The following is a 14,103-nucleotide window of genomic DNA, read 5'->3' on the forward strand; positions in this document are numbered from 1 at the left end:
GGCCGCAGGGGGAAGGAAACAGGGGGGAAGAGAAAGATGGAGATCATTCCGCGGTGGACGCTCGCTCCGGTGCCAGGTGTGGCGGAGTACGAAGTGTCCCTGCCCGAAGGGCTGTTGATCGAGCCCGCGGCTTTGAAGGCCGCCCATGCGACCGTGCTCGCCGCGCTCTCCGGGGAGAGTGTCGAGGAGGACCCGGCGCTGCAGGTGAGCGTCACGGGCCGCACGCTGCGACTGCGGTACCGCACCGATGTCCTGGACGCCGAGGCCGCCGCCCGGATCGCGGGCTACCACGTCACGGTCCTGGCCGATCCGAAGCGGACGAGCCTGCTGTCCGAGGCCGAAGTCCGTTTCCAGCTGGAGGAGTTGGCGGGCCCTCGGCGTGAACTGCCGGACCGGCGGGTGCACGAGCTGTTCGAGGACATGGTGGAGGTGTGCCCGGACGCGGTCGCCGCCGAGCAGGGCGACCGGAGCTGGACCTACCGGGAGCTCAACTCCCGGGCGAACCAGCTGAGTCGGGCGCTGCTGGCCCGCGGCCTGACCCGTGAGGGTGTCGTCGCCGTGGTGCTGGAGCGCAACCTCGACTGGATGGCGGCCGTACTGGCCGTGTTCAAGGCGGGCGGGGTCTATCTCCCCGTCGAGCCGCACTTCCCGGCCGACCGCGTGGCGCGGGTGCTCGACCGGGCCGGGTGCGAGCTGGTGCTGACCGAGCACGGCAGCGACGGAGCGTTGGAGGCGACGTCCGACCGCACGCTCTACGTCGACGAGGCCTACGCCGAGGGCCACTCGGACGGCGACCTCGGGATCGAGGTCTCGCCGGGTCAACTCGCCTACATCTACTTCACATCGGGCTCCACGGGTGAGCCCAAGGGCGCGATGTGCGAGCACGCGGGTTTCGTCAACCACGTCTTCGCCAAGCTCGACGATCTGGGGATCGGGGCCGGGCAGGTGGTCGCGCAGACCGCTCCCCAGTGCTTCGACATCTCGCTGTGGCAGCTGGTCTGCGCGCCGCTCGTGGGCGGGCGGACGCTGCTGGTCGAGCAGGACGTGATCCTGGACGTGCCGCGGTTCGTCGACACGATCGAGGCGGGGCGGGTCAACGTGCTCCAGGTCGTGCCGTCGTATCTGGAGGCCGTACTGGCCGAGTTGGAGCGGCAGCCGCGCCAACTCCCGGACCTGCGCTGTGTGTCGGTCACCGGGGAGGCCGTGAAGAAGGAACTGGTGGAGCGCTGGTTCGCTGCGCGGCCCGGGGTGCGGCTGGTCAACGCCTATGGCCTGACCGAGACTTCGGACGACACCAACCACGAGGTGATGGACCGGGCACCGGACGGGCCCCGGGTGCCGCTCGGCCGGCCGGTGGGCAATGTGCGGGTGTACGTCGTCGACGAGGACCTGGTGCCGGTGCCGCTGGGGGCGCCCGGCGAGATCGTGTTCTCCGGTGTGTGCGTGGGCCGGGGGTACGTCAACGATCCCGAGCGGACGGCGGCGGCCTTCACCGAGGACCCGTACCGGCCCGGTGAGCGGCTGTACCGCAGCGGCGATCACGGGCGCTGGCGTCCCGACGGGAAGCTGGAGTTCCTGGGGCGCCGGGACAGCCAGGTGAAGATCCGCGGCTTCCGCATCGAGATCGGTGAGATCGAGAACGCGCTGCTGCGGGTGGACGGGGTCAGGGACGGCGCGGTGGTCGTCGTACGCGGGACGCAGCTGGTGGCGTTCTGCACGGGTGCGCGGCCCGTGGAGGCCGACGCCGTGCGGGCCAGGCTGGCCGAGTCGCTGCCCGCGTACATGGTGCCGTCGGTCGTCCACTGGCGGGCGTCGCTGCCGCTGACCGCCAACGGCAAGACCGACCGCCGGACGCTCACCGCGCTCGCCGGTGACCTGGACGCGGTCGGCGAGGGGCCCGGCACGCCGGCCGAGCGCCGGCTGGCCGACGCCTGGGCGGTGGTGCTGGGCATCCCGGCCGACCGGATCGGCCGCCAGGACCACTTCTTCGACCGCGGCGGCACCTCGCTGGCCGCGGTGAAGCTCGCGGTCGCCCTGGACCGGGCGATCAGCCTCAAGGACGTCACCCGACACCCGGTCCTCGCGGACCTGGCCGGACTGCTGGAACCGCCGGTCTCCTCCTGAGACCCGCCGCACCCCCGGCCGAACGATCGACAGCACCACCGAAAGGAACACCGAGATGTCGCTCTCATCCGCGACCCTTCTCCACGCCGTCAACCTGAGCCCGGACGGTCCGCCGCTGCTGCACGCCGAGGCCGGCGCGGACCCGGTCGGCTGGGCCGACCGGCACCGTACGGCGCTGCGGGCCGTCGTCGCCGAGCACGGCTGCGTCCTGGTCCGTGGCCTGGGCCTCGCCGACCCGGCCGCGACCGAGACCGTCTTCCGGCGGCTCACCGACTCCCTGATGGCCGACCGGGAGCCGTTCGCGCCCCGCCGCACCTACGCGGAGGGCGTGTACTCCGCCACCAAGTGGCCGACCGACCAGCCCATGTGCCTGCACCACGAGTCGAGCTACGCGCTGGACTTCCCCGGACTGCTGCTCTTCGCCTGCCTCGACGCGCCGACCGAGGGCGGCGCGACCCCGGTCGCCGACGCCGAGGCCGTCCTGACCTCGCTGCCCACCGCACTGGTGGACCGCTTCGAGCGGGAGGGCTGGCTGCTGACCCGGACCTACCACGAGGAGATCGGGGCGTCGGTCGCCGAGGCCTTCGGCACCGAGGACCGTACCGTCGTGGAGCGCTACTGCCGGGCTCAGGGCATCGACTTCGCCTGGCAGTCCGACGGTTCGCTGCACACCCGCCAGCACCGCGCCGCCGTGCTCCGCCACCCGGTCACCGGCCGCCGCTGCTGGTTCAACCAGATCGCGTTCCTGAACGAGTGGACGATGGAGCCCGAGGTCCGCGAGTACCTGATCGACGTCTACGGCGACGACGCGCTGCCCTTCAACACCCGCTTCGGGAACGGCGATCCGGTCGACGCGGACATCGTGTCGGCCATCAACGGGGCCTACGACGCACACGTCCGGCGCACGCCGTGGCGCTCCGGGGATCTGCTGCTGGTGGACAACATCCGTACCGCGCACGGCCGGGACCCCTTCGAGGGCCCGCGCGAGGTGCTCGCCGGACTCGGCGACCCGGTACGGCTCACGGACTGCGCGCCGACGGGAGGGGTGCGGGCGGCATGAGCGACCTCAACACGGACTTCGACACACCCACGTTCGCGGTCGTCAGCGGCGAACAGGTCCAACAGGCCCTCGCCGGGCGGGAGTCGGAGATCGGCGAACTCGTCGAGGCCACCTACCGGCTGCACGGCGCGGGCGACTCCGTGAACCCGCCGTCGTACTTCCTGCGCTTCCCGGACCGCCCCTCGTCCCGCATCATCGCGCTGCCCGCGTCGCTGGGCGGGCCGCTGCGGGTGGACGGTCTGAAGTGGATCTCCAGCTTCCCGGGGAACACCGGCTCGGGGCTGCCCAGGGCGTCGGCGGTGCTGATCCTCAACGACCCCGACACCGGCTATCCGTACGCCTGCCTGGAGAGTTCGGTGATCAGCGCGACGCGTACGGCGAGTTCGGCGGCGCTCGCGGCCGAGAAGCTCAGCCAGGGGCGGACGCGTCCGCTGCGGGTCGGGTTCGTCGGGACCGGCCTCATCGCCCGCTACATCCACACCCATCTCCGGGCCACCGGCTGGGAGTTCGAGGAGACGGGCGTCTACGACCTGTCCGCGGACAGCGCGGAGGGGTTCCGGGGGTATCTGGAGCGGTCGGGCGCGCAGGGGCGGATCACCGTGCACGACAAGGCCGAAGGGCTGGTCCGCTCCAGCGACCTGCTGGTCTTCGCGACGATCGCCGGCGCGCCGCACATCCACGATCCGGCCTGGTTCGACCACCATCCGCTGGTCCTGCACGTGTCGTTGCGGGATCTCGACCCGGCGATCCTGCTCGCGTCCGCGAACTTCGTGGACGACGTCGAGCACTGTCTGAAGGCCGACACCTCACCGCATCTGGCCGAACAGGCCACCGGCGGGCGGGAGTTCATCGACGGCACGCTGGACGACGTGCTGACCGGGCGGGTGAGCGTACCGGCGGACCGCACGGTGGTGTTCTCGCCCTTCGGCCTGGGGGTGCTGGACCTCGCGGTCGGCAGGTTCGTCCATGACGAAGTGGCTCGACGGGGCGAACTGCGCGTCGTCGACGGGTTCTTCCACGAGCTGCGCCGGTACGGCTGACGGCGATCGTGGCGCACCACAAGGGGGGAAATACATGGCTGTGATCTCCGATCCCGCGGAGTTCAACGAGGACGAGCTCTACGTCGATCTGCGGGCCTCACTGGGGCTGCCGCTCTACCTGAAATGCGAGGGGTTCAACTTCGCCGGCTCGATCAAACTGAAGGCCGCCACCGAGATGGTGGACGCCGCCGAGCGGGACGGCGTCCTGCGGCCCGGCTCGGTGCTGGTCGAGTCGTCGTCCGGGAACCTGGGGGTGGCCCTGAGCGTGATCGCGGCGAGCCGCGGCTACGGGTTCCTGTGTGTGACCGACAGACGGTGCAACCTGCCGACGGTACGGCTGATGGAGACGCTGGGCAGCCGGGTGCACATCATCGACCAGCCGGACGGGCACGGCGGTTTCCTGGGCGCCCGGATCGCGTACGTGCGCGCGCTGTGCGCCTCGGACGAGCGGTATGTGTGGCTCAACCAGTACACCAACCAAGGGAATTGGCGGGCGCACTACCGCACCACGGCACCCGCCATCGCCCGCCGGTTCCCGCAGCTGGACGTGTTGTTCGTGGGGGCCGGCACCACCGGGACCCTGATGGGCTGCGCGCGCTGGTTCTGGCAGTGGCGGCGCCGGGTGCGGATCGTCGCCGTGGACGCGGTCGGCTCGGTCACCTTCGGCGGGGAGTCGCGACCCCGGATGATCCCGGGGCTCGGCACCAGCGTGGGCTCGCCCTTCCTCGACGAGTCGTACGTCGACGACGTCATCCACGTCGAGGAGACGGACACCGTGCAGACCTGCCGCCGACTGGCCGCGCGCGGCTTCCTGTTCGGCGGGTCCACCGGCACGGTCGTCAGCGGGGCGGGACAGTGGCTCGCCCGGAACGGCTGGCCGGACCGACGGCACGGCCCGACAGCGGTGGCGATCGCCCCTGACCTGGGCGAACGCTATCTGGACACCGTGTACCGCACGGGCTGGCTGGAGGAGGAGGCGGCCGGGACGGAGATACTGGCGGCCATGTCCCAGTCGGCCTGACGGCGGCGGCGGTGGCCGTTTCACCGCGGAGATCCGGACCACCGCCGTCCGCACGGGTAGGTTCCAGCCATGGCACGCAGCACCCACACCGTGACGAACCAGCCTCCCCCACTGGTCGGGTACGACGTCTTCGGCGCCGACCGCGTCCTGACCTCGGCGGTCGAGCGGCACACGCCGCCCGAACTCCTCACCGAGGTACGGGACGACCTCTCCGCCCTGGGCCGCGCCGCCGGCTCGGCCCAGGTGCAGGAGTGGGGTGCGCAGGCCAACGCCAACCCCCCGGGCCTGCGCACCCACGACCGTTTCGGCAACCGGATCGACGAGGTCGAGTTCCATCCGGCCTGGCACCGGCTGCTCGGCAAGGGCGTGGCGGCGGGACTGACCGCCGCCTGGAACCGCCCCGCCGGACATGTGCGGCGGGCCGCCGGCTTCCTGGTCTGGACGCAGGTCGAGGCCGGCAACGGCTGCCCGCTGTCGATGACCCACGCGGCGGTGCCCGCCCTGCGCGCCGACCCCGCGCTCGCCGCCGAGTGGGAGCCCCGGCTGACGTCCATGGTCTACGACCGTGAGCTGCGGCCGGCCCACCTCAAGGCCGGGGCGGTCTTCGGGATGGGCATGACGGAGAAGCAGGGCGGCAGCGACGTCCGTGCCAACACCACGGCGGCGCGACCGCTCGCGGAGGACGGGACGTACGAGCTGACCGGCCACAAGTGGTTCTGCTCGGCGCCCATGTCCGACGGTTTCCTGGTGCTGGCGCAGGCGCCCGGCGGACTCACCTGCTTCCTGGTGCCCCGGGTGCTGGCGGACGGCACCCGCAACGTGTTCCTGCTCCAGCGCCTCAAGGACAAGCTGGGCAACCGGTCGAACGCCTCCGCCGAGGTCGAGTTCGACGGGACCTGGGCGCGCCGGGTCGGGGACGAGGGGGACGGGGTGCGGACCATCATCGGGATGGTCGCGGCGACCCGGCTCGACTGTGTGCTCGGCTCGGCCGGTCTGATGCGGCAGGCCGTCGCCCAGGCCGTCCACCACACCGCCCACCGCGAGGCGTTCGGCGGCAGGCTGCTCGACAAGCCGCTGATGCGCAACGTGCTGGCCGACCTCGCCCTGGAGTCGGAGGCCGCCACCACGCTCGGGCTCCGACTCGCCGCCGCCTACGACGACGGCGGTGAACAGGAGCTGGCGTTCCTGCGGTTGGCGGTGCCGGCCGCCAAGTACTGGGTGACCAAGCGCTGTTCGACGGTCGCGGTCGAGGCGGCCGAGTGCCTGGGCGGCAACGGATACGTGGAGGAGTCCGGACTGCCGCGTCTGGTACGGGAGTCACCGCTCAACTCGGTCTGGGAGGGCGCCGGGAACATCCAGGCCCTGGACGTACTGCGGGCGTTGCGGCGTGAACCGCAGGCGCTGAACGCGTTCCTGGTCGAGGTCGGCCGGGTGCGCGGCGCCGACCACCGGCTGGACGGCGCGATGAAGAACCTGCTCGTCGAACTCGCCGACCTGGAGGGCGTCGAGGGCCGCGCCCGGCGCCTGGTCGAGCGGATGGCCCTCGTACTCCAGGGGGCGCTGCTCGTGCAGCACGCGCCGCCGGAGGTCGCCGACGCGTTCTGCGCCTCCCGGCTGGGCGGCGACTGGGGCGCCAGCTTCGGCACCCTGCCGCCGAGCCTGGACCTGGCGTCGATCGTGGAACGCGCACGGCCGACGGCCTGACGCAACGCGAGGGTGGTGCTGCGCCGACACGGCACCACCCTCGCAGCGTGGGACAAGTTTCAGACACCGTACGGCCGTTCACCAGGGTTGCAGAGGGTTGCAACTTGGTGGCCACTGTGTCCGGAGTGTCTCCCTCCGTCACCGCGGGGCGGCACTATGAGAACAACAGTCGATACGGGACCGGAGAGAAGGACCCATGGTGAATCCGCCGGCCGCCCCGACGCAGCACGCCACCGTCGACGCGGCCCGGACGGCACGGATGCTCGGCGACGCCCGGCACACCACGCTCAACGGGCAGCGCGCCCGCACCCCTCCGCGCCCGGTGATCGAGGAGTCCTGGGAGCGCGCGTTACGCGGCGGGACCCACCCCGACCACGATCTGCGCACCGGACTGCTCTCCCGCGAGGAGGTCGAACGGCGGCGCGGCACAAGCCCGTTGCGGCACGTCCTGCCGGTGCTGCGGGAGGGCCTGGTGTCGGTCGCGGACGCCGCCCACCACATCGTGGTGATCGCGGACGACGAGGGCCGGGCGCTGTGGCGCGAGGGCAGCGCGGCCGTGCTGCGCAAGGCCGACGAGGTCGGCATCGAGGTCGGCACGGACTGGCGTGAGGACGTCATCGGCCCGAACGGCGTGGGCACCCCGGCGGTCGTCCGGCGGCCTGTGCAGGTCTTCGCCGCCGAGCATCTCTCGCGCGCGCTGACCGCGTTCACCTGTGCGGGCGCCCCGATCACCGACCCCAGGGACGGCCGGCTGATCGGTGTCGTCGATGTCAGCGGTCCGCTGGAGACCATGCATCCGGCCACCCTCGCCTGGGTCGACTCGGTGGCGAAACTCGCCGAGGCCCGGCTGCGCGAACTGCACATGACCTCGCTGGAGCGGCTGCGCGCGGTGGCGGCCCCGATCCTGCCCCGGCTCGGCGGCCAGGCCCTGGTGGTGGACCGGGACGGCTGGACCGCCGCGGTCACCGGAATGCCGTATGTGAAGCGGATCGCGTTGCCCAAGTCGCCCTCGGCGGGCCGTCGTTGGCTGCCCTCGCTCGGGCTGTGCTCGCTGGAGCCGCTGGCCGGGGGCTGGTTGGTCCGGGCCGCCGACGAACCGGGGCCGCGTGCCGCCACCCGGATCGTCCTCGATCTCGCGCTGCCGCGCCGCTGGTCGGTGACGGTGTCCGGCTGCGCCGGCTCCTGGACCCATGAACTCAGCCCCCGGCACGCCGAGTTGCTCTATCTCCTGGCCCTGCACCGCACCGGCCGCAGCGCGGCGGGCCTGGCCGAGGACATGTTCGGCGACCCGGGCCGCACGGTGACCGTGCGCGCCGAGATGTCCCGGGTACGGCGCTATCTCGGGGCGTTCCTTGAACACCGGCCGTACCGCTTCTGCGAGGACGCGGAGGTCGAGGTGGTGCTGCCGGACGACCCGCGGGAGTTGCTGCCGTACTCGACGGCACCGGCGGTCGCGAAGGGGCGGAGGCCGGTCCCGACCTCGTAGCGGACAGGTGGCGCAAAAGACACGTCGGGCGGCATCTTCCGCATAATTGCAGGGTCTTGCCCATGGGGCGGCTCCGACTGCCGTAGCATCCCTCTACGGGCCACCCCACCTGCTCCCTGGTCAACGCACGGATCACCAGGCGCAGTTGGCTCGCTCCGGGAGGACACTTATGGGTGCACGTGGGCGACATCGCCGGCGCAAGCGGGGCAGGGCGCTGCGGGCGGCGCTGGCCGGGGCCGCACTCGGCCTGACCGCCGCCGCGACGATGATCAGTGCCTCGCAGGCGACGGTGAGTTCCGATCCCGGGGCGCTGAAGCCGCTCACCTCGGCTTCCGAACTGGGGAAGTTGGAGCTGCGGGAGACGCTGGAGCCGCAGCGGTCGCTGGACCGGCTGGCCTCGGAGATGGGGCGTCCGGTGGGCGTCGACACCGTGCTGAAGAGCGCCGACCACACACTCCGCGACGCCGCCGACTGCACGAGCGACGAGAAGGCGGCGCTGCCCGTCGAACCGGCGGCCACCCGCGCGTACTGCTGGGACAGCGGCGACGCGGCCGACCCGGCGTGGACCCCGCGCTCGGTGACGACCTCGGGCGACGCCGACGAGGACGGCTGGTGGGGCTCGAACCGGGTGATCCTCTCCGGCTGGAGCGCGAACAGCGGCGGCCTGGCCAAGGTCGCCTTCGTGAACGCCGACGACCCCGGCCGGCTCACCTACACCTGGGCCCTCCTCGCCGTACCGACCGACGGCGGGCGCGACTACCGCGGGCTCGTCTCCAAGGTCTCCGGCATGGTCTGGTACCAGGACAAGCTGCTGGTCACCACCAGCAGCGGGACCCGCGACGCCCTGTACGTGTACGACATGAACCGCATCCAGCGCGCCACGGTGACGGCCTCCGCGGTCGGCCGGGTGCGCGAGGGCTGGTCGGCCGCCGGGTACCGGTATGTGCTGCCCGCCGTCGGGGCGTACCGGCTGACCGGTGACAGCTCCGCCACCGGCCCCGTCGGTCTCTCGCTGGACCGCAGCACGGTGCCGGACAGTCTGGTAGCCAGTGCCGGGAAGCGGCTGTGGCGCTATCCGTTCAGCCTGGATCCGGCGCGGCCGGGGCTGCTCGCCACCGACTCGGCGAGGCACGCGGTGCCCGAGGAGGCGTACGCGACGAAGGTCACCGGCGTCGGGGGCGTGCTCGCGTACGGGCCCGCCTGGTATCTGGGCGGCGCGGCCGGGGACCAGAGCGCACACGGCTCGCTGTGGCGGCAGGACGCGAAGGACGCGCGGGCCACCGAGTGCGGGGCCGACGAGACGCACCAGTGCTGGAGCGCGGGGACCGGCTCGCTCTCCTACTGGCAGGAAACGGGCGAGGTCTGGTCGGTGTCCGGCCGGATGCTGTTCGCGCTGCCGCTGACCTCGATCGACCGCGCTCTCGATTGATCCACTGATCGACAGACCGCCCGGCCGGATGATTCCCTGACGGGCATGACGAACACCCCCGTGACCACCTGGTCCCTGGAGCAGACCGATCCGCGCGACCTCCTCCCGGCCATCGCGCCGGACGGAGACGTGCGGATCGTCCGCGCCGAGGTGCCCTCCCCCGAGTTCAGCCGCTTTCTGTACGCGTCCGTGGGCGGGGACATCCTCTGGATCGACCGGCTCGGCTGGACGTTCGCGCAGTGGCAGGAGCACCTGGACCGGCCGGGCACGGAGACCTGGGTCGTGTACGACCGGGGCACGCCCGCCGGGTACATAGAACTGGCCGCGCAGGACGACGGCGTCGTCGAGATCGCCTACTTCGGACTGATCCCCGCCTTCCGCGGCCGACGCCTCGGCGGGCACCTCCTCTCCTACGGCACCGCCCGTGCCTGGGACCTCGCGGACCGCTGGCCGGGACGGGCCCCGACCCGCCGGGTCTGGGTGCATACCTGCAGCCTGGACGGGGTGCACGCGATGGACAACTACCAGCGCCGGGGCTTCAAGCTCTTCGACACGCAGGTCGAAGAGGTGGCGCTGGTGCCCACGCCGGGCCCCTGGTCGGGGGCCTACCCGGTCTGACCTGCGCCGACAAGACCACGCGCACGTCATGTGACTGATGACACCCTCGTCTCACATAGCGGGACCAGGGTGTCCGCATGACGGACGAAGCTGGACTCTGTCCAGATCGCCGTGACACGCTTCCGTCATGTCTGGAACTGGGATTGCCTTGGTGAGTCGGCGGCACGTCGACCTCGGCCGCATGTCCAGCGCCATCTGTCCGGCGGGCTAGCCGAGCCGCAACCCCCCGGAATTCCCGTATCTGCCCCACCCTGCGCAAAGACGCGCACGTATGCCCGCATGCGCCCGTACGCGCAGGTCAGAGCCGATCACCCGCCTGTCCCGGAGGACGTAGAACCATGGCCGCCACTCCCGAGAACCCTGCATCCGCAGCGCCCCGCCGCAAGGTGAGCCGTCACCGCGGTGAGGGGCAGTGGGCCGCCGGACACTTCACTCCGCTCAACGGCAACGAGCAGTTCAAGAAGGACGACGACGGTCTCAACGTGCGGACACGCATTGAGACGATCTACTCCAAGCGCGGCTTCGACTCCATCGACCCGAACGACCTGCGCGGCCGTATGCGCTGGTGGGGGCTGTACACCCAGCGCAAGCCCGGGATCGACGGCGGCAAGACCGCGATCCTGGAGCCGGAGGAGCTGGACGACAAGTACTTCATGCTGCGCGTCCGCATCGACGGCGGCCGGCTGACCACGGACCAGCTCCGGGTGATCGGCGAGATCTCGCAGGAGTTCGCGCGCGGCACGGCCGACCTCACCGACCGGCAGAACGTGCAGTACCACTGGATCCGCATCGAGGACGTGCCCGAGATCTGGAACCGCCTGGAAGCGGTCGGTCTCTCCACCACCGAGGCCTGCGGCGACACGCCCCGCACCATCCTCGGCTCCCCGGTCGCGGGCATCGCCGAGGACGAGATCATCGACGGCACCTCGGCCATCGACGAGATCCACCGCCTGTACATCGGCAACAAGGAATTCTCCAACCTCCCGCGCAAGTTCAAAACGGCGATCTCCGGATCCCCGCTCCTGGACGTCGCGCACGAGATCAACGACATCGCGTTCGTCGGCGTCGACCACCCCGAGCACGGCCCCGGTTTCGACCTGTGGGTCGGCGGCGGCCTGTCCACCAACCCGAAGATCGGCGTCCGGCTCGGCGCCTGGGTCCCGCTGGACGAGGTCCCGGACGTCTGGGCCGGCGTGATCGGCATCTTCCGCGACTACGGCTACCGGCGGCTGCGCACCCGCGCCCGCCTGAAGTTCCTCGTCGCCGACTGGGGCCAGGAGAAGTTCCGCCAGGTCCTGGAGGACGAGTACCTCAAGCGCAAGCTCGTCGACGGCCCCGCCCCCGCGCAGCCGGTCCAGCGCTGGCGCGACCACGTCGGCGTCCACCGCCAGCAGGACGGCCTCTTCTACGTCGGTTTCGCGCCGCGCGTCGGCCGTGTCGACGGCACCACTCTCACGAAGATCGCCGAGCTGGCGCAGGCGCACGGCTCGGGCCGGCTGCGCACCACCGTCGAGCAGAAGATGATCGTGCTCGACGTCGAGGAGAGCCGGATCGACTCGCTGGTGGAGGGCCTGGAGGCGCTGGGTCTCACCGCGAAGCCCTCGCCCTTCCGGCGCGGCACCATGGCCTGCACCGGCATCGAGTACTGCAAGCTCGCGATCGTCGAGACCAAGCAGCGCGGCATCACGCTCATCGACGAACTGGAGCGCCGCATCCCGGAGTTCGACGAGCCGATCACCATCAACATCAACGGCTGCCCGAACGCCTGCGCCCGTATCCAGGTCGCGGACATCGGCCTCAAGGGCCAGTTGGTCCTCAACGACCAGGGCGAGCAGGTCGAGGGCTTCCAGGTGCACCTCGGCGGCGCCCTCGGTCTGGAGGCCGGCTTCGGCCGCAAGGTCCGTGGCCTGAAGGTCACTTCGGAGGAACTGCCCGACTACGTCGAGCGGGTCCTCACCCGGTTCCAGCAGGAGCGCGAGGACGGCGAGCGCTTCGCCACGTGGGCCACGCGCGCCAGCGAGGAGTCACTGTCGTGAGCGAGCGCGCCGCCCCCTTCTACTGCCCCTACTGCGGTGACGAGGACCTGCGTCCGAGCGAGCAGGGCCATGGCGCATGGGAATGCGCGGCATGCAATCGGGCCTTTCAGCTGAAGTTCCTCGGGCTCCTCGCCCGGGGTCTCCAGCAGACCGACGCAGGGGGAGAAAAGATATGACGACGACTCAGAAAGCGCGCCCCACCGACGACTTGAAAGCCCTCGCCGAGCAGGCGGGGAAGGATCTTGAGGACGCCTCCGCCCTTGAGATCCTCCAGTGGGCGGTGAAGACCTTCGGTAAGCAGTTCTGTGTGACCTCCTCGATGGAGGACGCGGTGGTCGCCCACCTCGCCTCCCGCGCGATGCCCGGTGTCGACGTGGTGTTCCTCGACACCGGCTACCACTTCCCCGAGACCATCGGCACCCGTGACGCGGTCGAGGCCGTGATGGACGTCAACGTCATCACCCTCACCCCGCGCCAGACGGTCGCCGAGCAGGACGCCGAGTACGGCCCGAAGTTGCACGACCGCGACCCCGACCTGTGCTGCAAGCTGCGCAAGGTCCAGCCGCTGGAGCAGGGCCTGACCAAGTACGCGGCCTGGGCGACCGGGCTGCGCCGCGACGAGTCCCCGACCCGGGCCAACACCCCGGTCGTGGGCTGGGACGAGAAGCGCCAGAAGGTCAAGATCTCGCCCATCGCCCGCTGGACCCAGGACGACGTGGACGCCTATGTGGCCGAACACGGCGTCCTCACCAACCCGTTGCTGATGGACGGCTACGCGTCCGTCGGCTGCGCGCCCTGCACCCGCCGGGTCCTCGCGGGCGAGGACGCGCGCGCCGGCCGCTGGGCGGGACGCGGGAAGACCGAGTGCGGGCTGCACGAATGACCATCACCGAGAAGGAGTTGCACGTGACGACCGGAGCCACCGTCTGGCTCACGGGTCTGCCGAGTGCCGGCAAGACCACCATCGCGTACGAGCTGGCCGGCCGACTGCGCGAGGAGGGCCACCTCGTCGAGGTGCTCGACGGCGACGAGATCCGCGAGTTCATCTCGGCGGGCCTCGGCTTCAGCCGCGAGGACCGGCACACGAACGTGCAGCGCATCGGCTTCCTCGCCGAACTGCTCGCCCGCAACGGCGTCAAGGCGCTCGTCCCGGTCATCGCGCCGTACACGGACAGCCGCGAGGCCGTCCGCAAGCGGCACCAGGAGAGCGGCGCCGCCTATATCGAGGTGCATGTGGCGACCCCGGTCGACGTGTGCTCCGTACGCGATGTGAAGGGTCTCTACGCCAAGCAGGCCGCCGGTGAACTGACCGGGCTCACCGGGGTCGACGACCCGTACGAGGAGCCCGAGTCGCCGGACCTGCGGATCGAGTCGCAGCACCAGACCGTGCAGGAGTCGGCAGCGGCACTCCACGCGCTGCTCACCGAGAGGGGACTGGCATGACGGCGACCGTCGCCAAGACCGACGAGGGTACGGACACGCCGTACGCCCTCTCGCATCTGGACGCTCTGGAGTCCGAGGCGGTGCACATCTTCCGTGAGGTGGCGGGTGAGTTCGAGCGGCCGGTGATCCTCTTCTCCGGCGG

The 14,103-nt window shown here is 71.2% G+C and carries 13 protein-coding genes and 1 pseudogene; all 14 read left to right on the forward strand.

Features of this window, described 5'->3' with window-relative positions; genetic code table 11:
- Positions 1-36 precede the first annotated feature (36 nt).
- Positions 37-2,124, forward strand: coding sequence for an amino acid adenylation domain-containing protein (locus ACIBJH_RS17920; protein WP_399117798.1), 2,088 nt, complete (start codon positions 37-39; stop codon positions 2,122-2,124).
- 55 nt (positions 2,125-2,179) lie between these two features.
- Positions 2,180-3,184: a TauD/TfdA family dioxygenase gene (locus ACIBJH_RS17925; protein WP_399117799.1), complete on the forward strand. Its 1,005-nt coding sequence runs from the start codon at positions 2,180-2,182 to the stop codon at positions 3,182-3,184.
- Entirely contained in the window at positions 3,181-4,224 is a 1,044-nt protein-coding gene (sbnB, locus tag ACIBJH_RS17930) for a 2,3-diaminopropionate biosynthesis protein SbnB (protein ID WP_399117800.1), read from the forward strand. The genes ACIBJH_RS17925 and sbnB overlap by 4 nt, the downstream gene beginning before the upstream one ends.
- 34 nt (positions 4,225-4,258) lie before the next feature.
- Positions 4,259-5,245 carry a 2,3-diaminopropionate biosynthesis protein SbnA gene (sbnA, locus tag ACIBJH_RS17935; RefSeq protein WP_399117801.1) on the forward strand — a complete coding sequence of 329 codons (987 nt, stop codon included), beginning with the start codon at positions 4,259-4,261 and terminating at the stop codon, positions 5,243-5,245.
- Positions 5,246-5,314: 69 nt separating this feature from the next.
- Positions 5,315-6,949, forward strand: coding sequence for an acyl-CoA dehydrogenase family protein (locus tag ACIBJH_RS17940; RefSeq protein ID WP_399117802.1), 1,635 nt, complete (start codon positions 5,315-5,317; stop codon positions 6,947-6,949).
- A 196-nt stretch (positions 6,950-7,145) separates the two neighbouring features.
- The gene (locus ACIBJH_RS17945) at positions 7,146-8,435 is read left to right on the forward strand and encodes a GAF domain-containing protein (RefSeq protein WP_399117803.1); all 1,290 of its coding nucleotides are present in this window, start codon (positions 7,146-7,148) and stop codon (positions 8,433-8,435) included.
- A 169-nt stretch (positions 8,436-8,604) separates the two neighbouring features.
- On the forward strand, positions 8,605-9,864 hold the full coding sequence (locus tag ACIBJH_RS17950) for a hypothetical protein (protein ID WP_399117804.1): 1,260 nt from the start codon (positions 8,605-8,607) through the stop codon (positions 9,862-9,864).
- 45 nt (positions 9,865-9,909) lie between these two features.
- Positions 9,910-10,482: a GNAT family N-acetyltransferase gene (locus tag ACIBJH_RS17955; RefSeq protein WP_399117805.1), complete on the forward strand. Its 573-nt coding sequence runs from the start codon at positions 9,910-9,912 to the stop codon at positions 10,480-10,482.
- A 127-nt stretch (positions 10,483-10,609) separates the two neighbouring features.
- Positions 10,610-10,693: a putative leader peptide gene (locus tag ACIBJH_RS17960; protein ID WP_309500612.1), complete on the forward strand. Its 84-nt coding sequence runs from the start codon at positions 10,610-10,612 to the stop codon at positions 10,691-10,693.
- Between the two features lie 127 nt (positions 10,694-10,820).
- Entirely contained in the window at positions 10,821-12,518 is a 1,698-nt protein-coding gene (locus ACIBJH_RS17965) for a nitrite/sulfite reductase (RefSeq protein ID WP_399117806.1), read from the forward strand.
- A complete protein-coding gene (locus ACIBJH_RS17970; RefSeq protein ID WP_399117807.1) occupies positions 12,515-12,694 on the forward strand; it encodes a hypothetical protein in 180 nt (59 codons plus the stop codon). Before ACIBJH_RS17965 ends, ACIBJH_RS17970 begins: the two co-directional genes overlap by 4 nt.
- The gene (locus tag ACIBJH_RS17975) at positions 12,691-13,401 is read left to right on the forward strand and encodes a phosphoadenylyl-sulfate reductase (protein WP_399117808.1); all 711 of its coding nucleotides are present in this window, start codon (positions 12,691-12,693) and stop codon (positions 13,399-13,401) included. Before ACIBJH_RS17970 ends, ACIBJH_RS17975 begins: the two co-directional genes overlap by 4 nt.
- 23 nt (positions 13,402-13,424) lie before the next feature.
- Positions 13,425-13,961 (forward strand): adenylyl-sulfate kinase, encoded by a 537-nt coding sequence (gene cysC, locus ACIBJH_RS17980; protein ID WP_043685608.1) that lies wholly within the window; start codon positions 13,425-13,427, stop codon positions 13,959-13,961.
- Positions 13,958-14,103 (forward strand): annotated as a pseudogene (locus ACIBJH_RS17985) (sulfate adenylyltransferase small subunit); the annotation flags it as partial. The gene cysC and the pseudogene ACIBJH_RS17985, both read left to right, overlap by 4 nt.

The sequence above is a fragment of the Streptomyces sp. NPDC050548 genome (assembly GCF_044457385.1).
Lineage (GTDB): Bacteria > Actinomycetota > Actinomycetes > Streptomycetales > Streptomycetaceae > Streptomyces.